Source organism: Dyadobacter bucti (genome assembly GCF_005869225.1).
In the GTDB taxonomy this organism is placed as follows: Bacteria; Bacteroidota; Bacteroidia; order Cytophagales; family Spirosomataceae; genus Dyadobacter; species Dyadobacter bucti.
In genome coordinates this window covers 332,578-354,458 of sequence record NZ_SWFP01000007.1, presented here as the reverse complement: position 1 = coordinate 354,458, position 21,881 = coordinate 332,578, and the positions used below count along the sequence as shown (strand labels likewise).

Annotated in this window: 16 protein-coding genes and 4 tRNA genes; 4 read left to right on the top strand and 16 right to left on the bottom strand. The window is 44.2% G+C overall.

Annotated features, from left to right (window positions below; genetic code table 11):
- Positions 1 to 16: 16 nt before the first annotated feature.
- The 14 genes from FBF61_RS23375 to FBF61_RS23310 form a co-directional block, all read right to left on the bottom strand.
- The gene (locus tag FBF61_RS23375; RefSeq protein ID WP_229208587.1) at positions 17 to 1,414 is read right to left on the bottom strand and encodes a YncE family protein; all 1,398 of its coding nucleotides are present in this window, start codon (positions 1,412 to 1,414) and stop codon (positions 17 to 19) included.
- Positions 1,415 to 1,416: 2 nt separating this feature from the next.
- Positions 1,417 to 2,046, bottom strand: a complete 630-nt coding sequence (locus tag FBF61_RS23370; RefSeq protein WP_082217961.1) for a DUF305 domain-containing protein — start codon at positions 2,044 to 2,046, stop codon at positions 1,417 to 1,419.
- Between the two features lie 718 nt (positions 2,047 to 2,764).
- Positions 2,765 to 3,985, bottom strand: coding sequence for a site-specific integrase (locus FBF61_RS23365; protein ID WP_138481964.1), 1,221 nt, complete (start codon positions 3,983 to 3,985; stop codon positions 2,765 to 2,767).
- Positions 3,986 to 4,237: 252 nt separating this feature from the next.
- Positions 4,238 to 4,324, bottom strand: a tRNA-Ser gene (locus FBF61_RS23360).
- Between the two features lie 81 nt (positions 4,325 to 4,405).
- Positions 4,406 to 5,479: an asparaginase gene (locus FBF61_RS23355; protein ID WP_138481962.1), complete on the bottom strand. Its 1,074-nt coding sequence runs from the start codon at positions 5,477 to 5,479 to the stop codon at positions 4,406 to 4,408.
- A 28-nt stretch (positions 5,480 to 5,507) separates the two neighbouring features.
- On the bottom strand, positions 5,508 to 6,266 hold the full coding sequence (locus tag FBF61_RS23350) for a TatD family hydrolase (protein ID WP_138481960.1): 759 nt from the start codon (positions 6,264 to 6,266) through the stop codon (positions 5,508 to 5,510).
- A 123-nt stretch (positions 6,267 to 6,389) separates the two neighbouring features.
- Positions 6,390 to 7,391 (bottom strand): glycosyltransferase, encoded by a 1,002-nt coding sequence (locus tag FBF61_RS23345; protein WP_138481958.1) that lies wholly within the window; start codon positions 7,389 to 7,391, stop codon positions 6,390 to 6,392.
- A gap of 45 nt (positions 7,392 to 7,436) precedes the next feature.
- The gene (locus FBF61_RS23340; RefSeq protein ID WP_138481956.1) at positions 7,437 to 8,060 is read right to left on the bottom strand and encodes a polysaccharide deacetylase family protein; all 624 of its coding nucleotides are present in this window, start codon (positions 8,058 to 8,060) and stop codon (positions 7,437 to 7,439) included.
- 125 nt (positions 8,061 to 8,185) lie between these two features.
- On the bottom strand, positions 8,186 to 9,694 hold the full coding sequence (locus FBF61_RS23335) for a glutamate synthase subunit beta (protein ID WP_138481954.1): 1,509 nt from the start codon (positions 9,692 to 9,694) through the stop codon (positions 8,186 to 8,188).
- A gap of 68 nt (positions 9,695 to 9,762) precedes the next feature.
- Positions 9,763 to 14,343, bottom strand: a complete 4,581-nt coding sequence (gltB, locus tag FBF61_RS23330) for a glutamate synthase large subunit (protein ID WP_138481952.1) — start codon at positions 14,341 to 14,343, stop codon at positions 9,763 to 9,765.
- 388 nt (positions 14,344 to 14,731) lie between these two features.
- Complete coding sequence (locus FBF61_RS23325; RefSeq protein WP_138481949.1) at positions 14,732 to 15,154, bottom strand: STAS domain-containing protein; 423 nt, start codon at positions 15,152 to 15,154, stop codon at positions 14,732 to 14,734.
- A 54-nt stretch (positions 15,155 to 15,208) separates the two neighbouring features.
- Positions 15,209 to 16,141, bottom strand: a complete 933-nt coding sequence (locus tag FBF61_RS23320) for a phosphoribosylaminoimidazolesuccinocarboxamide synthase (protein ID WP_138481947.1) — start codon at positions 16,139 to 16,141, stop codon at positions 15,209 to 15,211.
- 15 nt (positions 16,142 to 16,156) lie between these two features.
- The gene (locus tag FBF61_RS23315; RefSeq protein ID WP_138481945.1) at positions 16,157 to 16,873 is read right to left on the bottom strand and encodes a hypothetical protein; all 717 of its coding nucleotides are present in this window, start codon (positions 16,871 to 16,873) and stop codon (positions 16,157 to 16,159) included.
- A 38-nt stretch (positions 16,874 to 16,911) separates the two neighbouring features.
- Positions 16,912 to 17,874, bottom strand: a complete 963-nt coding sequence (locus FBF61_RS23310) for a vWA domain-containing protein (protein WP_138481943.1) — start codon at positions 17,872 to 17,874, stop codon at positions 16,912 to 16,914.
- 129 nt (positions 17,875 to 18,003) lie between these two features.
- Between FBF61_RS23310 and FBF61_RS23305 the strand changes: the two genes are divergently transcribed.
- The 3 genes from FBF61_RS23305 to FBF61_RS23295 all read left to right on the top strand — a co-directional run bounded on the left by FBF61_RS23305 (position 18,004) and on the right by FBF61_RS23295 (position 18,369).
- A tRNA-Ser gene (locus FBF61_RS23305) sits at positions 18,004 to 18,090 on the top strand.
- Between the two features lie 72 nt (positions 18,091 to 18,162).
- A tRNA-Pro gene (locus tag FBF61_RS23300) sits at positions 18,163 to 18,236 on the top strand.
- Between the two features lie 56 nt (positions 18,237 to 18,292).
- A tRNA-Arg gene (locus FBF61_RS23295) sits at positions 18,293 to 18,369 on the top strand.
- Positions 18,370 to 18,421: 52 nt separating this feature from the next.
- Here FBF61_RS23295 and FBF61_RS23290 read toward each other — a convergent pair.
- Positions 18,422 to 19,549, bottom strand: a complete 1,128-nt coding sequence (locus tag FBF61_RS23290) for an acyltransferase family protein (RefSeq protein WP_138481941.1) — start codon at positions 19,547 to 19,549, stop codon at positions 18,422 to 18,424.
- Between the two features lie 273 nt (positions 19,550 to 19,822).
- On the opposite strand from FBF61_RS23290, the gene FBF61_RS23285 reads away from it, so the two are divergent.
- Positions 19,823 to 21,571 (top strand): T9SS type B sorting domain-containing protein, encoded by a 1,749-nt coding sequence (locus FBF61_RS23285; protein ID WP_229215181.1) that lies wholly within the window; start codon positions 19,823 to 19,825, stop codon positions 21,569 to 21,571.
- Here FBF61_RS23285 and FBF61_RS23280 read toward each other — a convergent pair.
- Entirely contained in the window at positions 21,541 to 21,810 is a 270-nt protein-coding gene (locus FBF61_RS23280) for a hypothetical protein (protein ID WP_138481939.1), read from the bottom strand. The two genes, FBF61_RS23285 and FBF61_RS23280, sit on opposite strands and share 31 nt — an antisense overlap.
- Positions 21,811 to 21,881: the final 71 nt, after the last annotated feature.

Genomic DNA, 21,881 nt, shown 5'->3' with positions numbered 1-21,881 from the left:
GTTGTAAATCTACTTTTTAAAGTTGATCTGATAATACAACATTCCCGGTTTTAGTGTCGGTTAAAATCACATGACGGAAAGACTGACTATCAACACTGTTAATCGTTTTAACCAGCCCGGTAGACTGACCCATGTATTTGCCATTCGCATCGGTATCAAAAGTATTGATCTGATAATCAGAAGAAAACGGCGCTTTATCTGACCTTGATAAAGCCAGGGTATAAGAGGTGTTCGGTTGTAATGAAGTGAAAATCTGCTCCACCAGATCAGCCAGGCCAATGCTTCGCACAGCAATTCTGCCATGTGATTTTTGATTTGTGTTAACTGCATTTAATGCAATTACCTGTGTGGAAGCCGTATCATTCAGGGCAGAAAGACCGGATTTAGCGTTGATATTAGTTACCGCATTTTCAGCATAAACCAGTGCCTGCGGACTTTGTCCAATCTGGATCGTGCTGATTATTTTCATTGTTTGCAGGTCAACAGCCTGCACCTGGTCAGCGAATTCCAGGCCTACATACAGTAATTTTCCATCCGTCGAAGGCCACAGGCCATGAGGCAAAGCTCCGATATTAACCGTATCGGTTTGTTTAAAATCCTGAGCTGCATCAAATACCCGCAGTTTGTTTTCACCGCCAACTGTAACGAGCATCATCAGTTTATTTTTCACATAACTGAAAGAAACATGATTGGTTATCGCGCCGGTCGTAATCACTTTGGCAACAGACTGAGAAGCGGTATTGATAATGGTAACTTTCCCAGTATCCTTGTGCGTCATGGCTATCCATTCACCTTTGGGACTGGTAAATATATTGGGTGAAAAGGGGCTGGTAACCGGAATCTTTTTTACAATTGTATAAGTTGCTGCATCCACAATATCTACCTCCGGCGTAAAGCTGGAACATATATAGGCCAGTTTGCCATCCGGTGTAAAGGATACCATGCCCGGTCCGTCTGCAACGGGTACGCGCCTGATCTCTGCCATTTTTTCAACATCAATGACACTGATGTATGCTTCTCCTCTCACAGACACCCATATTTGTTTACTATCGGGCGTAAACGTCGGCTCGTGCGGGGAACGGCCAACATAAATGGTCTTCAATATCTGGTTTGTTTCCGTAGAGATCAGGGTAACAGCATTGGAGCCGATGGACACCACAGCCAGTATTTTTTTCTCCTGTGAGTATCGAAGGCCATGCACCAGCGCCTGGCCTTTGTATAAGGGACTCAATACGTTAGGGTAGGGTTTACCCAGTTTAATTTCTCCCAATAACTTATTCGTTGATGGGTCTACAACAGAAACGGTATTGGAAACCTGGTTACCTGTATAAACACGGTCATGAGCATACGGACTTTGGGCAGCGGTAATTAAACCAACAAGATTTAATATGACTGCAAGCGCTATTGTTTTCATTTTCATTTATTTAAGAATAAGGACATTTGTTCAATTTCAACCTGCTGTAAGGAAATAAGTTGTTTGGCAAAACCGGTAATCAGCTGATCACCGGAATATTTTAATATGATTTTGGCCATATCAACAGCGGCCTGGTGATGCGGGACCATCACAGCTGCAAAAGCATGATCAATATCTGTCAGCTGCTCATTTGAAGGCATGGTGTTCATCATGGTCTGCATCGATTGGTTCATAGACTGCTGGTAACCGGAGGGCATTTCTTTGTCCGTTGCAGAAATTTGCTTTAACCACAGGTTCATCTGCTGGATCTCACTGGTTTGCTCAGTCAGAATACTTCTGGCGAGCTGTATCATGTTAAAATCTTTGCCATGCTGAATTTCATACTTTGCCATGGCTACGGCACCTTCATGATGCGGTATCATCTGCTGTATAAAATCAGATTCCGGTGAAGTGGCTTTTGGCAGTTTACTCATTTGTACCATCATGGAATCCATCAGGGTAAGGAGCATGTTTTTACCTGCCGACGAATGCTGATGATGCATCTGCATAGATTGCGCTTTAACGGGCCTGATGGCTGTAAGCAACGCTAATACCAGCATTATTTTGAACGTATTAAATATTTTATTTTTCATGTCTTTCAGATTTAATAGTAAAACTAGGAGGATGAGATTTATTTCCTGCAGCGGCTTTTGTTAAAACCGGCACATTGGAAGCTAAAAGCGGCAGAATTCAGGCTGATTACTATATTGGAAATGACGGAAGATCCAGATGTGCTGCGCATTACGCATGGGAGTATGCAGGATTATCAAAACCGTCCCTGCCGTAGATCTGATGTTCAGATAAATTGACCGTACAGGAACCATAGCCACCCAGAAGCGAATCCAATCATCCACCAGCCTTGGTGCAGACGAACGATACGAACAGATTGCAAAAACATATTCTGAATTTATTAGGCGCTTTCCCCCAAGCCTGATTCCTTCCTACCCGGGGATTTCAGCTGAAACACTGAGTCGGATTTGTTTTTCTATACTTACTACACGAGCCTGTTCCATAAGTGCAGGCTTTTTTGTTGGACGTTCACATATAGAAAATATCTATGTGAAATTTTAGCTAATTTATTCGGTGGTTTTTTCGTACTCTTAGACTTGTAGCATTCCGTGTCTCCAGTTGAAAAAATCGCCACTATTCTGCAACATCAAATTACAGAGTAGTGGTACATCAAAACAAATTACAGTATTCTTCATAGGTACACGTTAAAACGTACCATCTGACCGAGATTTTAAGATGTAAGCGCTACCGAATGAGTGTGAGTTGGGTCTAAATTCCGGTAGCGCTAAATCTCTGTACATTCTATTTTTGTTCAAGAACTGCCCTCAAGTTCCTCATGTCATCACTAATCTTCTTATCAACGATCTTCGCATACTGCTGAGTCGTTTTGATATTGCGATGCCCGAGCATCTTAGATACACTTTCAAGCGGCACGCCGTTGGTAAGGGTGATAGTGGTTGCGAAAGTGTGCCTAGCTATGTGAAAAGTAATGGGCTTCTTGACCCCACAAACATCACCAATCTCCTTTAAATAAGAATTCATTTTCTGATTTGAGAGTACCGGAAGCAACTTATCTTTGGTGATACACTGTGGATGTTGCTGATACTTATCAAGCACCGACATTGCCATCGGTAAAATAGGAATCCTTGAAGGCGTATCTGTTTTTTGCCTTTTAATCGATAGCCATTTTTCTCCGTCCATTCCATCAATGATCTCCGACCTTTTGAGTTTGAAGACATCCGCGTATGCCAACCCGGTATAGCAGCAAAATAAAAATATATCTCGAACCTGGTCTATTCTCTCGTTCTCAAAGTCTTTGTTGGAAATATTTTGAATTTCTATTGAAGTCAAAGCGTCTCTATCAACTTCTTTAATAGTCATTTTGAAAGCTATGAAAGGATCTTTTACAAGCCACCCATTTTTGATGCAGATAAAAACGATTTTTTTTAGGTTCGTGAGATATTTCATTGTGGTATTATGACCAATCTTCCGAACAGTTTTCATCCAGAACTCAAAACTTGAGATGAAGTCGTAGTCTAGTTTTAGTATGTCGATATCAGACGTTTTGTATTTCCAGAGTATGAATGTCTTTGTATGGTCGTAAGTGGTCTTGTATCGCGTTAACGTACCGAGCGCATAGTCGCTTCCTACAAGTTGTTCTAATTTTTTGTTGTGTTCGTGAAAAACTTCCAAAATCCCCTTTGACTTGTCTGCTACTCCATTTATCCTGTTTCTGACTAACTCTGCAGTTAGAGCCAAATTTGATTCAACAATTTGCCTTTGGATTTCATGAATTTTAAATTGAAGAGCATCCAGGTAGGCATTCAATGTGCGCGTATCATCCTTTATCCCGTTTTTCCGCCCAGTTTGAGAATTCCACTTTTCTGGTTCACACTCCCTCTTGGTCGATATTTCCATTCGCTCTCCTTCTACGGTAATGCGGATGTAAATTGGCAGTCTACCGGTTTTGTAGTTGCTACGTTTTTTTAAATAAAAGAACATAGTCAGATTTCTTGATAACATAACATTCGATTTTTAGTGAAACAAAATTACTACCGATGGCTCCAAAAAATCAAGATGTTTATCTTATGAACAGGTTGTAATTCAGATTGTTAGACCAGTTTAGGTGAGCACTTTTTTTATAGTTTCGAACTGCTCACCCGATGCTCACCTAGATATTGCGAATATTTGCAAATTTTGACTAAATCTGAAAAACAAAAAAGCCTGTAAATGTATGATTTACAGGCTTTTGATGCTTTTTGTTATTCCTACTTGCAGAGAGGAAGAGATTCGAACTCTCGATGCAGTTACCCACATACTACCTTTCCAGGGTAGCTCCTTCAACCACTCGGACACCTCTCTATTTGTGGTTAATAGGGTGCAAAGATAACTTTTAATGCTTTACCTACAAATCGAAAAGTGCCTTTGGTGGAAAAAAATATATTAGATACTCATTTCCCCGCAAAGCGGCTTAGCAAGCATATCCCGCCATTTTTCCGGATCGTGTTCTTTGCCGAAAACATACATCATTTTGGTAATGGCCGCCTCGGCTGTGATGTCGGAGCCGCTGACTACGCCTACCTCTTCGAGAAATTTGCTGGTTTCATAGTGCCCCTGGGATACTCTGCCGCCATCGCATTGAGATACGTTGAAAATAATGACATTCCGTTCAATAGCTTTTTGAATCGCTTCGAGAAACCAGGGTTCTGTGGTGGCATTGCCGGCTCCGTATGTTTGGAGTACAATGCCTTTCAAGCCGCTGATGTTTAAAATGGAGTGTACAACCTGAGGACTGATGCCAGGAAACATTTTCAGGAAGGCTACATTGTTGTCCAGGTGTTCCTGTATGCTTAATTGCCTGGAAGGATCGTAATTTCTGATAAATGGGGTGTTGTATTCGATTCGTACGCCGGCGTTGGCCAGGGGAGGATAATTAGCAGAATCGAATGCGTTGAAGTCGGAGCTTTCCTTTTTCTTCGCCCGGTTGCCCCGCAGGAGGAATGAATTGAAATAAATACAAACCTCGGTGATGATCGGGTGGCCTTCTTCATTTTTTGCAGATGCGAGTTCCAATGCGGTCATTACGTTTTCCCGTGCATCGGAGCGTGCAACCCCGATCGGAAGCTGTGCCCCGGTCAGAATGACGGGCTTGTTGAGGTTTTCGAGTAAAAAACTCAATGCAGACGCCGTGTAGGCCATGGTATCGGTTCCATGCAGGATCACAAAACTGTCGAACTGGTCGTAATGGGCCTGGATTATTTTTGCCAGCTCGATCCATACCTCCGGATTGACATTCGAAGAATCAATAGGCTTTTCAAGCGAAAGGAATGTGATGTCAAAGTCCAGCCGCCCGATTTCCGGTACTTTTTCGATGATCTGCTGAAAATCGAAAGGGACAAGCTGCCGGCCCTTCGTTTCGTAAACCATTCCGAGTGTCCCGCCGGTGTAGATTACCAATACGGAACCGTTGGTAGGTTCGGGTGAAATAGGATTGATATGGATCGTGGTGTAAGGCATGTTCTGATCTGAATGATGTGGGCTTATTTTAATTAAGCATATTTTTTGCCGTATGTGTCGTGGCCCTGATCACTTCCTCTTTCGACATTTCTTTCAGATCCGCAACACGCTGGGCGACCAGTTCTATAAAAGCCACTTCATTTCTTTTTCCGCGGTGAGGGGTAGGGGCGAGGTAAGGACTATCTGTTTCCAGAACGATATGTTCCAGGTCGATAAATGGCAAAACCTTGTCCAAGCCGCCGTTTTTAAACGTAGCCACGCCACCGATACCCAGCTTAAAACCCAGTTCTATGGCTTTTTTGGCTTCTTCCAAATTACCTGTGAAGCAGTGGAAAATTCCTTTCAAATCGGGGTCAGCGAAGGTTTCGATCAGTGATACTGTTTCCCAAAAAGCATTTCTACTGTGTATATCGATCCAGAGGTTGTGCTTTCTGGCGAGCTTGCATTGATAAAGAAATGCTTCTTCCTGCTGACTGCGGTAAGTTTTGTCCCAAAAAAGATCCATTCCGATCTCGCCGATGGCAATGAACTGACGTTTGTCCAGCCATTCTTCCATGATCTGAAGTTCTTTTTCAAAACCCTCTTTTACGTAAGTGGGGTGGAGACCGATCATCGGAAGGCATTTTCCGGGATATTCTTCAGCGAGCTGCATCATGCCTTCTATGGTAGCATGGTCGCAATTGGGCATCCAGATCTGTTCAATTCCGGCATTCCAGGCGCGGTCCAGCATTGCTGTGCGGTCGTCGGCGTAATCGTCACTATATATATGCGCGTGGGTTTCGATCATTTGGGCTATCGGCCTTCAGCTTTCGGCCGTCGGCCAGTTTTAGTTGTTTTTAAAATTAAAATGAAATTTCTGTATACTTCAAAACAGCAGGCTGAGCTGCCGAAAGCCGACGGCCGATAGCCCTCAATACTCCCTCCCTTTCCAAATTGTTTTACTAGGTAAATAGTAGTTAACGAGCATAATAAGCCCAATGCTGACCATATAAAACCAGAAAAGCAGGGCCGCCTTCCAGAGATCATATTGCTTGAGAATTGTCATGGATAACAAAGCTATTCCGGTGATCAGCAAATAATATTGGGTAATGCCGGCTATGAGGTTAATCGGATAAAAGATCGATAGGATTAACAAGATCGGCACGATCAGTGAGGAGACAAACAAGCTCAACCGTGTCACCCAGAATGATTCCATAACACCGTGCATCCACCTTTTTCGCTGTCCCAATAACTCTGAAAAAGTGTTCATAGGTTCAGAAATGCTGATAATTTCAGGTTTGTAAGCCATCTTAAAACCATATCCGCCACCGATGATCGCCATAAAAAGTGCATAATCCTCAACGATGGAAAAACCAATCTTTTCGTACCCGCCGATTTTAAAATAAGCCTCCCGCGTCACGGCCATGTTATTTCCCATCCCTGTGATCGGAATTTTAACGAGCGAGAAAAACCGCATCACTCCTAGTGCGAACAGCCATTCCATAGATAACAAATCGGCAAGTAAATGCGTATGTTTCATTCTGGTCACGCCTACAACAACACCGGTACCGGGGCGAAAGTGAGCGGACATTTCGGAGGCCCAGGTCGGTTGAACGGCAATGTCAGCATCGCAGTAAAATAAATATCTGCCTTTTGCTTCGTGCGAAAGCTGCGCCAGCACATTTGCTTTTCCTTTCAAACCGGAAATTTGCCGGGTGATTTTGATGTATTTAAACTGAGGTTTGTCCTGAATATAGCTAGCTGCAATGTCAGCAGTCCGGTCATTAGAATCGTCGTCGCCAATAATAATTTCAAGACTTTCTTTTGGGAAATCCAATGCTTGAAGCGATTGCAGACACCTTTCGATATTTTTTTCCTCATTACGTGCCGCTACCAGCACGCTGATCTGAATGGGATGGTATGTCTGAATCATTTATGCTTAAAAAATTTATTTAGGTATTTTGTTCATTTTATCCCGTCAAATCATGGGCAATGCTTCAAAACCATATCCTTTTTCTGCCATACTGTCGAGAAACCTGGGAAGGGCATATTGCATATTCTTCGATGATTTGATACTGTCATGGAACAAGATGATGGAGCCTTCGCGAGCATGCCTGATGGTTTTTCGCAGACAGGTTTCGGGTGTTAAACTGGCAGAAAAATCACCGCTTAGTACGTCCCACATGATGATTTTTCTTTCTTTCAGGACAAATCTGGATTGGCTATTTTTGATTCTTCCATATGGCGGCCGGAATAGGTTTGTTGGAATTTTCAATTGTTCATCACACTTTTTAATGTTTTCCAGATACACATCATTGTCAGTTTTCCAGCCATTCATGTGGTTAAAAGTATGGTTTCCGACCGAGTGACCGCTTTCCAGGACTTTGCTGAAAACATAAGGATGCTTACGGACGTTGTCGCCTATACAAAAAAAAGTTGCCTTTGCGTGATACTGTTCGAGTGTTTCCAGCACAAATTCTGTGATTTCCGGAATGGGACCGTCGTCAAAAGTGAGGTAAATTGTCTTTTCCTGCGTAGGGACGCGCCAGATAAAGCCCGGGAAAAATACTCTTAACCAGAAAGGGGAATAATGCAAAAACATTGACTTTGGATCGGTTGCATATTGGAACGGATGCCCAAATATATAGGGATCTAAAATAAGAAGCTGCCCGTTTGGAGCAGCTTTCTTATCAATAGTATATAGAGGCTGGCTTAAAACCTTTCTTATTATGCGTGAGCAAATGATGGATTGAACATCGAAACTGCCTTTGCTTCAAGGAAAGACTGTCCCATCAGGTACTCATCCACTGCTCTTGCCGCCTCACGTCCTTCACTGATCGCCCACACTACCAGCGATTGTCCCCGGCGGCAGTCGCCTGCTGCGAAGATTTTTTCATTGGTAGCTGACTGATAGCCATTTGTTTTAATATTTCCGCGTTCGTCAAACTCAAGTTCAAGATCTTTCAGCAGCCCTTCCTGCTGGGGATGCAGAAAACCAGCCGCCAGGAATGCCAGTTCACATGGAATGTTCCTTTCGCTCCCCGGAACTTCTTTCATAAGCATACGGCCCGTTTCAGGATCTTTTTGCCAGTCGAGATCAACTATTTTCAGCTCTTTGAGATTTCCGTTTTCATCACCTACAAATTCTTTGGTATTGATAGACCAATGCCTGTCGCAACCTTCCTCGTGTGAAGTGGAAGTACGAAGCATCATTGGCCAGTTGGGCCAGGGAGTACTCGAATCCCTTTCTTTCGGAGGAATAGGCATCAATTCGATCTGGGTAACGGATTTGGCTCCATGACGGCCCGATGTTCCTACACAGTCGGAACCTGTATCGCCACCACCGATCACAACCACGTGCTTGTCTGTTGCAATGATCTGGCCATTGACGTAAGCAGCGCCGCGATGGTCTACTGCCGGTTCAATGCCTGCCACCCTTTTATTTTGCTGGCTCAGGAACTCCATTGCAAAGTGAACACCTTTCAAATGACGGCCTTCTATTTTCACATCTCTGGGAACAGTTGAGCCCATGGTAAGGACAACCGCATCAAATTCATTGAGAAGCTCGTTTGCTTTGATATCCACACCCACATTTACACCTGTACGGAATTCGATTCCTTCTTCCTGCATGACGGCAAGCCTCCGATCGATCACCATTTTATCCAGCTTGAAATCAGGGATACCATAACGAAGCAACCCTCCGATACGGTCGGCACGCTCGATCAGAACCACATTATGACCAGCCTGATTGAGCTGGTTGGAAGCAGCAAGTCCTGCAGGTCCCGAACCTATAACAGCCACCTTTTTACCGGTTCTGGTTTTAGGTATCCTGGGCTTGACCAGGTTCAGTTCAAATGCTTTTTCAATAATTGCCTTTTCAATGTATTCAATTGCAACTGGCGGTTTATTGATACCTAACACACATGCTGCCTCGCATGGGGCAGGGCATATCCTTCCTGTAAATTCCGGGAAATTGTTGGTGGATGTTAATATTTCGTAGGCTAACGCCCAGTTTTCGTCATATACGGCATCGTTGAATTCCGGGATTATATTTCCCAGGGGACAACCATTATGGCAAAAAGGGATTCCGCAGTCCATACAACGGGCTGCCTGCTGTTTCGAGTTTGAATCGGTTGGTGCGGTTTCAATTTCACGGTAATCGGAAAGACGTTCTTCCACAGCCCTCTTCTTTGGCAACTGCCTATCAAACTCCAAAAATCCGGTTGGTTTTCCCATTCTTTTATGCTCTTATTTAAATCGTTATTCTGTTGGATCAATGCTTATTCTGAAGAAGCCACTTCTGCTTACTGATGAACGACGTCAACGACGATGTCTTTATATACTACGTTCTTATCAGCAATTTGCTGCGCCAGCGTAACTCCCCGTCCTTCCAGTGCTTTTTTGAAATCGGCCGGCAACACTTTTACAAATTGTTTTACCGACTCGCTCCAGTCCTGCAACAGCTGGAATGCGATATTACTGGTTGTATACTGGAAATGTTTTTCAAGAAACTCCCGAAGAATACCTTCGTCTTCCTCATTCAAAGCATCCAGGGAAACCATTTCCATATTCACTTTTTCGCGGAAATCACCTGATTTGTCAAGAACATAAGCAACCCCTCCGGACATACCTGCCGCAAAGTTGCGGCCCGTTTCGCCCAGAATCACGGCAAGTCCGCCGGTCATATATTCAAGACCATGGTCACCGACACCTTCCACAACCACTTTTGCACCTGAGTTACGTACGCAGAAACGTTCGCCAGCGGTACCTCTGATGTAAGCATCCCCGGATGTAGCTCCGTAGAACGCCACGTTACCGATAATGATGTTGTCTTCCGGTTTGAACTTTGCATCACGGTCGGGGTAGACGATCAGCTCAGCACCGCAGAGTCCTTTTCCGAAATAGTCATTGGCATCCCCTTCCAGTTCAAGGCGGAGACCGGTCGTATTAAATGCGCCGAAACTCTGACCTGCAGTACCACGGAATTTGAAGTGGATATTGCCTTTTGGCAATCCTACGCCACCGTACTTTTTAGAAATTTCGTTGGAAAGCATGGTACCAACCGATCGGTTCAGGTTGTTCAGTGTAAACTCTCCGTAAACTTCCTCCTGATTTTCGAGGGCAGGCTGGGCCGCTTTCATCAAATCCCAGTCAATAATGGTTGACAATCCGTGATCCTGCTCTTCCTGTTTGAACTGGGCCACCGAAAGGTCACCTTCCTTATAAAGGATCGCATCGAAATTGAGGTTTTTATATTTCCAATGCTTGATATCATTGCGCAATTCGAGGTATTGAGCCTGTCCTACCATTTCATTAACGGTACGGAACCCAAGCTGTGCCATGATCTCGCGAAGCTCTTCTGCCATAAAAGTGAACATGTTCACCACGTGCTCAGGCTTTCCTGAAAACAAGGCACGCAATTCCTTCCTCTGGGTTGCTACGCCGACAGGGCATGTATTCAAATGGCATTTACGCATCATGATGCAGCCGGCTGCTACAAGGGCCGCGGTGGCAACACCCCATTCTTCGGCACCGAGCAATGCTGCAATGGCAAGGTCACGACCTGTACGAAGCTGACCGTCAGCCTGAACAGTAACACGTCCGCGCAATTTGTTTCTAACCAATGTCTGGTGCGTTTCCGCCAAACCAAGTTCCCAGGGCAATCCGGCGTGACGGATAGAACTTAATGGAGATGCTCCTGTTCCTCCATCGTAGCCGGAGATCAGGATATGGTCTGCATGTGCTTTTGCAACACCGGACGCTACCGTACCAACTCCTGCTTCTGATACCAGTTTTACGCTGATACGAGCCTGACGGTTGGCATTTTTCAGGTCAAAGATCAATTGGGCCAAATCCTCAATCGAGTAAATATCATGGTGAGGCGGCGGGGAAATAAGTCCTACTCCCGGAGTCGAGTGACGCGTGCGTCCGATCCAGTCATCTACTTTAAAACCCGGTAATTGCCCTCCTTCGCCCGGCTTTGCACCCTGTGCAGTTTTAATTTGTAATTCTCCCGCATTGCTCAGGTAATGGCTGGTTACACCAAAACGGCCCGAGGCAACCTGCTTGATCTGGGAATTCATACTATCACCATTCGGCAGCGGGTTGTAACGAAGTTCATCTTCACCACCTTCGCCGGAATTGGATTTCCCACCTATGCGGTTCATCGCTATCGCAAGGGTAGTATGCGCTTCCCATGAGATCGAGCCAAACGACATCGCGCCTGTTGCGAAACGCTTGAATATATTTTCGGCTGGTTCCACTTCTTCAATCGGAATAGAATTTCCTTTTTTGAAGCGCAGCAGGCCGCGTAATGTTAATGCTTTGTGACTTTGATCATCAATCAGTTTCGAGAATTTCTTAAACTGCTCGTAACTGTTGTTTTTAGTCGATTGCTGTAATAAGTGGACAGACTGCGGATTGAAAATATGTGCCTCTCCGCGTTGTTTCCATTGATAAAAACCACCTACTTCCAATTTCGGTTTTTTATCAGGAGACTCATGATAGGCTATTTTGTGGCGGACCAGGATTTCTCGTGCAATTTCCGAAATGCCCATTCCGCTGATGCGTGAAATAGTACCTGTGAAATAACGGTCAACCACATCCTTGTTGAGACCCACGCACTCGAATATCTGCGCTCCCTGGTAAGATTGCAATGTAGAGATTCCCATTTTGGAGAAAATCTTCAGCAATTCTTTGTTGACCGCTTTTACGTAGTTGTAATGTAATTTATCATCAGTAAGTCCTTCCTCGATCATGCCCTTGCGGTTCATGTAAGAAAGGGTCTCGAAAGCCATGTACGGGCAGATACCGGCGGCTCCGTAACCGATCAGCGTTGCCACATGATGTGTTTCCCACACGTCACCTGCTTCCACAAGTAACCCTACTTTCCCTCTCAGCCCTTCACGGATCAAATGGTGGTGAATAGTAGCGGTAGCCAGCAACGAAGGAATTGGTGCGTGATCAGAATCGATAGCGCGATCGGAAAGGATCAGGATCTCAAAACCATCATCGATCGCGTCCGTAGCATACCTGCATATCCGCTCGAGAGCTCTTTCCAAAGCTTTTCCGCCTTCGTCAGCACGGAAATAAGTGTTAATGGTTTTTGCCTGGAAACCGTCTTTATCTACAAAACGAAGTTTGTCAAACTCATGGACCGAGAGAATAGGGTGCGGCAAAGCGATCTGTCGGCAATGCTTTGGTGTCTCGGTCAATATATTTTCCGTTCCACCTACAAAAGAGATCAGCGACATGATGGCACGTTCACGGATCGAGTCGATGGGAGGATTGGTTACCTGTGCAAAAAGCTGCTTGAAATAGTTGGATAAATGCTGGCTTTGCTCCGAAAGTACAGCCAGAGGAACGTCAGTACCCATAGAACCGATCGCCTCGGCACCAGTCTGGCCCATAGGCGCCAGGATCATTCTCAGGTCTTCCGAAGTATACCCAAATGCAACCTGACGTTTCAGTAATGCATTTTCCTCATAAGCCCGATAAGTCCGGATCGGGTGATCAAGCTGGTCTACGTGCAGTTTATTTTCATCCAGCCATTTCTGATAAGGCTGTGCAGAGCAAACGGCAGCTTTTACCTCTTCATCAGGAATAATGCGTCCTTGTTCCATATCAACGACAAACATACGTCCGGGCTGCAAACGGCCTTTGGTCACAACTCTGGCCTGATCCACTTCCAGTACTCCGGCTTCCGATGCCATAATAATGGTATCATCGTCCAACACCCAATAGCGGGAAGGGCGCAGACCATTGCGGTCAAGTGTAGCACCTACCATTTTGCCATCGGTAAAAGAAATGGACGCCGGACCATCCCAGGGCTCCATGATCGCTGCGTGATATTCGTAAAATGCCCTTCTCTCAGGATCCATTTGTTCATTGCCGTCCCATGCTTCGGGAACGAGCATCATCATTACATGTGGTAACGAGCGGCCCGAGAGGTGCAGCAATTCAATGGCATTGTCAAGGTTGGCGGAGTCGGACTGGTTACGGTCGCAGATCGGGAGTACCATATCCATTTCTTCCTTGCTGAAAAACTCCGAAGAGAATGACTTTTCTCCGGCACGGATCCAGTTCACATTACCTTTTACAGTATTGATCTCACCATTGTGGGCAATGTATCTGAAAGGCTGAGCAAGCTCCCAGGAAGGGAAGGTATTGGTTGAAAAACGGGAGTGTACCACAGCAAGCGCGGAAACCACAGATTCGTTTTCAAGATCCGGGAAATAATATTTTAGCTGGGCAGTTGTAAGCTGTCCTTTATAGGATATCGTACGGCAGGAAAGTGAAGAGTAATAGAAACCTGCTCCGCCTTTCACTGTATCTTTAATCAATCTCGAAGAGGCCTGGCGTAGAATGTAAAGCTTTCTTTCAAAGCTCAGATCATCGGAGCCATCATCAGGGCGTTTGATGAAAACCTGTTCAACATGCGGTTCCACCGAAAGTGATCCTTCACCCAATGTGTTGTTAAGAGTAGGTACTTTTCTGTAACCCATCAGGTGCAGCCCTAATTTCTTGATCTTGCGGTTCAGTATGTCACGGCATTCTTCACGGATGGTTTCATTACCTGGAAAGAAAATCATTCCGACGCCATATCCGCCCGCCTGTGGAAGCTGAAATCCCAACTTCGAACATTCTTCAACGAAATATTCGTGAGGAATCTGTATCAAAATCCCGGCACCGTCGCCGGTGTTCGGGTCAAAACCGGTAGCGCCCCTGTGTTCCATGCGTTCTAACATGTGGATAGCGTCAGCCACGATCTGGTGTGATTTGCGGCCTTTGATGTTAGCCCGGAAACCTATACCACATGCATCATGCTCAAATTCCGGACGGTAAAGTCCCTGATTTTCTACCATTGGTTCAGACATTTGCGACATTAATCGAAGATTGTAGAGTGATTTACAAATTCGTAAATAGAATCTGTTTAAATAAGCAATTTAAAATTTGCGCCAAAACGCTATTGTATAATGAATAGGGTAAAGCCTCGCAAGATAACCATAAAAAATATTTGGTGTAATAAGGGAATGGCAAAATTTTCTACGCATACCTTACTTTGGTTGTTTATTTACAATTATTATAGAAATATTGATAATAATGTAAAAACAACGGTATTATCGAGAATTATAGTCACCTGTTCGGTACCAAATCAAAGCGGTTTCAAAAAGACTCTTATTTAAAAATAATAAAAAAATACTGATAATAATAAAAGCAAAACGTCCCATCCGTAAGAATGAGACGTTTTGACAACGACCGGAACTTTTGTTTTTATGGTTCCTTGGATTCGCTTACACCTTCATAATCTTCGTCGTCATAATCATCATCCCCAGCCCCGAATTCATTTTCCAGGTTGTTCATGAAAATGGCATCGATAGCTTCTTCTTTTGTAGGTAAAATATTAAGGTCGGCGATCTTTAATGATTCAAGCAGGTCAATGAAATCATCATCTTTTGTCACCACCACAAGCAGCCCGAGGTCATTTGCGCAAAGTCTGTTCACCTTTTTAAGTATTGTAGTACCGGCAGCATCCACCGATTTTACAGTCTGCATATTAACGATCAGGCTATGGTAACCTTCCCGGAAAAGGGACCTCGCTGTGTCTTCAAAATTGGCCGGGATATCATCCGCAAATGCGGTTTCTTCTAAATCAATGTATACGTATTGTTCTTTTTTCTCCAGTTTATAGTTCATCTCAAGTGTTGTTTTGACCAACAATAGTTTGAATAAAATATTAACAGTTTATTTTTACAAAGCCCTTAAAATCGCGTTTTCAATACGTTTCAGAGGATTATCAAGATTATTTTTTTGAAATTTATTCCCGGTCACCTTTTCGAAAAGCTCTATGTAGCGATCTGAGATCAGTTGTACCCTTTCATCGTCCATCACCGGCACGGTTTGTCCTTCTTTTCCCTGAAAGCCATTTTCGATCAGCCATTCTCTGACAAACTCCTTTGAAAGCTGCTTTTGCGGAAGGCCGGCACTTTGATTTTCCTGATAGACGTCTTTATAAAAATAGCGGGACGAGTCCGGCGTATGAATTTCATCGATCAGGTAAATAGTACCATCCAGCTGTCCGAACTCATATTTGGTATCCACAAGAATGAGGCCCTGGTCTGCGGCCATTTCCGTGCCTTTTGCAAATAATGCCAGGGTATATCTTTCAAGATGCTCATATTCGTCCTCGCTGACCAGCCCTTGTTTCAGGATTTCCTCCCGCGAAATATCTTCATCATGGCCTTCGTGAGCCTTGGTGGTCGGGGTGATGATCGGTTCCGGTAATTTGTCGTTCTCCTTTAAACCTTCCGGAAGCGAGACGCCGCAAACAGATCTTTTACCCGATGCGTATTCGCGCCATGCATGTCCGGCCAGATATCCGCGCACAACCATTTCAACAGGGTATGCCTGACATTTGATACCGATACTTACATTCGGATCCGGTACTTCCTGCAGCCAGTTGGGGACAATATCCGAGGTGGCATTCAAAAAATGTGCGGCGATCTGGTTCAATACCTGTCCTTTGTACGGGATTGCCCTGGGAAGTATCACGTCAAAAGCCGAAATACGGTCACTGGCCACCATAACAAGACGTTTTTCAAATGCGTATACGTCCCTTACTTTTCCCTTGTAAAATCCCGTCTGACCAGGGAATTGAAAATTTGTTTCTGGTATGCTGTTCATCAGTTTAGAGTAAAATTACCATTCTATTTTTGCCGTCTGACCGGTTTTCTTTTTAAACTGTTTCCTTCTGAGCTGGTAAATATATTGTGATTCGTTCGATTTCATAGCATCCAGTATGGCCCTGGCCTGATCTTCCGACATATTCATTGCTTTGAGGCTCTTCAGTAATTCTTCTTTTTTGATATCTTCTTCAACCTCCATCGTTTCCGGTTTTGGCTGCGGGTTTTCCTGTTGATTTTCCCTTAAAGCCTGGCGGTTCGATTTTTGTTTTTGTGAATTGAGGTCAGAAGGTTTTTCGATTCCGGAAAACGTCTTTTTCAGGATGATATAGTTTGTTTTGGCAAGATTGTTTCCGGGTTCCAGGCGCAAAGCAGTTTTGAGGCTTGTTAAAGCACTGGCCGTATCTTTTTGATTTACCATGATCAACGCAATCTGGCTGTTTGCGATTGATGCGATAGTATTATTATCAATTCCGCTCAGTAGTTGATAATGTTTCAGAGCAAGCTTAAAATCCCCCATCCGGTAGTAGGAATGCGCCAGATCTAATCTTGCAGCGGGATCAGAGAAGAGTGATCCGTAAGTAATTTGCTGATATAGCTTTGCCGATTCTGAAAACCGGTTATCGTTATATGCCTGTTCTGCCGCCAGTTTGCGCTGATTGGATTTCGTAATCGAATCGAATGTTCGGTTATCCCAAAGCCAGAGCAGGACATAAAGAATAATTGCGGTCATACGGGTTCACATTGAGACGCAAAAATAGGAATTGATCTTCACAGTCGGAAAGTTCCGATGGTAATTAAAACGTCCAGCAGGATCAGTATTAAAGCGGCACCAAGAAAATAATAGTATTTGTTGCTCACTACGGTCACAGTCCGGGAGTCTACCAAGGTGCCTTCTGCCTGATCAATATTTGTAATGAGCTTGTGAACGTCGTTTTTGGTGTTGTTTAGTTCGTAATAGGAGCCCCTTGTAGCCGCCGCCAGCCCTTTCAGGAAAGTTTCGTCCATTTTACTGATCACGAGTTTTCCATTTTCATCCATGAGCTGCTTCCCGTTTTGCTGGATACTGATGCCGATTTTGGTTCCCACCGCCACCGAGTATACCCCTACTCCAAACCTGCGGATATTGTTATAAAGGGTATTGCTGCAGGCTGAACCGTTTTCTCCATCCGTAAAAATTACCATCATTTTTGAACGCCCCGTCGGATCGGCGGCATTCATCAGCTTACTGAAGGCAAGTTCCAAAGCTCCGCAAATGTTGGTGCCGCTGGTGGGCAGGAGGTCAGTTTGAAGAGATTGGATAAAAAGTTCCAGAGCAGCGCGGTCGTAGGTGAGGGGAACATGGATAAATGCATCATTCGAAAAGATAACGATCCCGATCCGGTTTGATCTTTCATTTTGTACAAACCTGTTCAACTCAAATTTTACTTTTTCCAGCCGGGAAGGGGTTACATCCGCAGCATCCATAGATTTGGAAAGATCCACGACCAGAAAGATATCTTTTCCCTTGGCCTGGATCTCCCGATCCGTCTCTCCGAAGGAAGGCCCGAGCAGACTGATGATCAGTAATGCGAAAGTGATGCTTCTTAAAAAGAGCTTGATAATAAGTGTGCGGGCGGTAGTTTGTAATTGTCTGGCGACGCGGACTGTACGGATAATGTAGGCAACGTAAACGAGTATGAAAAAAAATATAAATAAATATTCAGTAGTATCAAACGGGTAATTCCAGTTCATAATGAACGCTTTGGGTAATTTAAACTTTTTCAAAAATAGGCATTTGTAGCGTTTGGTAAAGTTTTTTTAAGGAAATGTTTGCTTTTCTGAACGGCAACCTTCTATATTTGCAACCCAGAACGGAAAGAAGGAGGGATGGGTGAGTGGCTGAAACCAGTAGTTTGCTAAACTGCCGTACTCGCAAGGGTACCGCGGGTTCGAATCCCGCTTCCTCTACACCGATCTAAAAAGTAACAAGAGGAGCTGATAATTGACGAAATTAAGACTCAGCTTAGCAAGTAAAAAACTCGGGGAGTGGCGCAGCCCGGTAGCGCATCTGGTTTGGGACCAGAGGGTCGCAGGTTCGAATCCTGTCTCCCCGACAAAAGGCAGTCAATCCGTATGCAGATACTGTTGACTGCCTTATTTTTTTAGTATCGGTCCCGTAGCTCAGCTGGATAGAGCAACTGCCTTCTAAGCAGTAGGTCTTGTGTTCGAATCACAACGGGATCACCATTAAAAAAAGCACTCAGAATTTCTGAGTGCTTTTTTATTATTTTCACGGTAATTACACTTCTATTGTTTGATTACGCTTGCTTCTGTTCAGATGATCAATGAGGTTTCTTCCTGCATTAATGGCAGTCGTTTCTATGTATTTATAGCTTAACCAGGCCAAAGGGACCGTCAGGATCAACGCGAGTACGGTAACGAAAACAAAATAAAGCACTGCGTTGGATTTCAGAGCTGGTAAATAGAATTCAACCATGTTGGTGATTTGTTTCAGTACCAAAAAATGTAATAAATAGCATGAAAAGCTGATTTTACCAAGAAAAATGGTAGCGGAATTAACCAATAACTGCCAGGGACGAATAGAAAGAAGAAAGGCCAGACACATGAAAATAAATGCGTGTACATGATGCTTGGCGATCAGCAGAAATCCTGGTATCGGTAAAAGCAGTAATGCGGATAGCAGCACTATCAAGCCCACATTTCGCCTTTTGTCACTTAGTTTTTCCACCAGAGTCGGCATATTGACAAGCTTGGTTAACAATATCCCAAAGCCGAAACATGCAAGCTGACTGGGGAGCCATCTAACCCAGAATGTCTTTAACGTGATTTTATCTATATCACCGAAAAGGATTGGGCTAAGTACTCTGTCCAGCTGGTTCGAGATGATTGGAATAATCGTAAGAGATATGAACACGAATATTATGATGTCCTGTGTACTTTTCAACCGATAGTAAAGAAACGGTACCAACGCATAAAACAGGACTTCACAGCTTATTGACCAGCCGCCGGGAACGACTGAACTTGATGTAAGCGGATGCAACACATTAACCAGTAAAAAATGCGTGGGATAGTGCCATAATTCCGGGCCCTCTCGCCAGCCTCTCGACTGCAGCCCATATACTACTGTGTAAAGAAAAATGCCCATCCAGTATACAGGGATTATTCGAAAAAGCCGCCTGATGAAAAAATCTCTTACTTTATTCTCCCTTTCTCTATGTTTGTCGAGAGAGTAAAAAATCGTGAAGGCACTGATGACAAAAAAGAGATAAACCCCGGAGCTTCCGACAACAGCGAGCCTGCCTAGAATACCACCGATTTTCGTGATACTGCCAGCATGAGCAATTATTACACCGAAAATTGCCCAGCCGCGCAACGCGTCTATGTATTCAAACCTTTGCTTAGTCATTAATTTCTGTATTGCGGAAGTTGATAAATTGAGTAAAAATACAAACTATTTGGTTTTCGTTTACTCAATTTGTAGTAGTTTTTGGTTTGTGGATCAAATAAATACGATTTTAAGGCAAGCTCAACGGAGCGGGCACGCAAATGACTAAGTATGTTTTTCCTTTATATTTACCTATACCAGAATCTGTACAACAGAATTGCTATAATCATCTGAAAACTATGCAACGGCGATTGTGCTTTCAGCGTATCAGCTAATGTTGTACGCTGGAATCCTATGGAAAAATTTATAACAGTATTGGGCATTGCCGGCCTGAGCTGGACTGCTTCATGGGCACAGGTTGATTGCGCCAACATCGGTTTTGAAACCGGCGCCATTTCAGGCTGGACCATGACTTACGGTACCGTTGATGACAACAATCAGAAGGTAGTTTATCTGAACGAAATGAACGGGACGCAAAACGGGGAACATTATATCACCAGTCTCAGTGATGGAAATGATCCTAAAATCGGCGCGATCCCGATGGTAGCACCAGGTAGTGCACACTCTATCAGGATCGGGAATACAGCTACCGGTACGCATTTTTCTAGAATTTCGACTAACTATATTGTCACCGGGGACAATACCCTTTTTCAATACAGCTTTGCTGTTTTATTGCAGAATACAGGTAGCGGGCAGGGCGGTGGGGGTAACCACGAAGCGTATCAAAAACCCGGCTTCAATATTCAGATCCTAGATAGCAACGGGGGCGAACTGCCTTGCAGCACCTACGACATTCAATTGCAGGGGACTAATACCGTTGATGGTTTTCAGACGGTGGGGGATATTCAATATCGAAACTGGACAACCGGCGCGATCGATCTCAGAAACTACATTGGTAAAAGCATCAAAATCGTCGTTACTGCCCACGGCTGTACCCAACGGGGGCATTTTGGGTATGCATATTTCGATGCTAAATGCCTGAGTACGGCGATTACGGAAAACAGTTCCTGCCCTGACGAAAATGGCGACATGACATTGAATGCACCCGAAGGTTTTGGTAGCTACCTCTGGAATACGGGCGCAGCCACCAGAAGTATCAAGGTAAAGGCCAATCTGGGAGACAAATACAACGTCAAACTGTTGCCGCTCGCAAGTCTCGATGAATCCTGCGCTTTTCAGCTGGACTATATCATTGAATTTAAACAGTCTTCGGCTCAAATTTCCCGGACAATTTGTGAGGGCGAAGAAGTCGCTTTGGGGGACACGGTTTATCGTACCAGCGGCACATTCATCAGGAATATCAGCAAGAGCAACGTATGTGACAGTACCGTTACTTTGAATTTAAAAGTGAACCCGGTATCCCGATTTACACAGAACCTTACCATTTGCGAAGGTGAAACCGTTACCGTCGGCGACACTACCTATGCTACATCTGGTACGTATGTCCGTAACGTTGCGCAGATTACGGGCTGCGACAGTGTGGTAACCACTATTCTCGAGGTTATTAAAATCGATCTCAATACTATTCCGGTATTCTCAATGGTTCAGGGAGATAGTGTACAAGTTGGGATTGATACGAGCCCGTCAACTGATTTTTTATATTCTTGGCTGCCTGCGAACGATCTTTCCTGCACCAATTGTCCCGAGACCTGGGCGTCGCCGCCCATTTCGACGATTTATACTATCACAGTGACCGATAAGGACAAAATTTGCAAGCAGGAGGGCAGAGTCCAGATTTATGTTAAACCCTGCGGTGTTGAAATACCGGCCGCTTTTTCTCCAAATCAGGACAGCCAGAACGAGGTGTTTTTTATTTATGGGAACAGTTGTGTGAAGCAGATCAGGCAGATGTTTATCTACAATCGCTGGGGCCAGGTGATTTGGATGCGGGAGAATTTTTCTGCCTCCGACCCAGCCAATGGCTGGAACGGAACTTACCAGGGAATGCTCACCCCGGCAGGAACCTATCCGTATAAAATAAAGGCTGAGCTGGTAAATGGTAATCTGCTGGATTATGCGGGAGTGGTTAATTTGTTGCGGTAATTTTCAATGGCATTGATCAGATGACAAATGCGGTAATAGAAAAAAAGGTTTTTATCATCATCGTCCCTGTCGTTTTCATTGTTGGGATTGGACAAGGTATAATAAAGCATCCACCACAAAATTTCTTGCATCTCTTTCGCACTTCCAAAAGCGGCGAAAATTTCTTCTATTTCGTCATTCAATAGCGTTACGATATTTGCTTCATCTTCTTTCGAATATTCCTCACGTGTGTGCTTCATAAGATTTTTGTTAATGTTTGATAAGTTAGTTGGTCTTCGCTAATAAAGCTACCTAATATTTGTTGAGTATC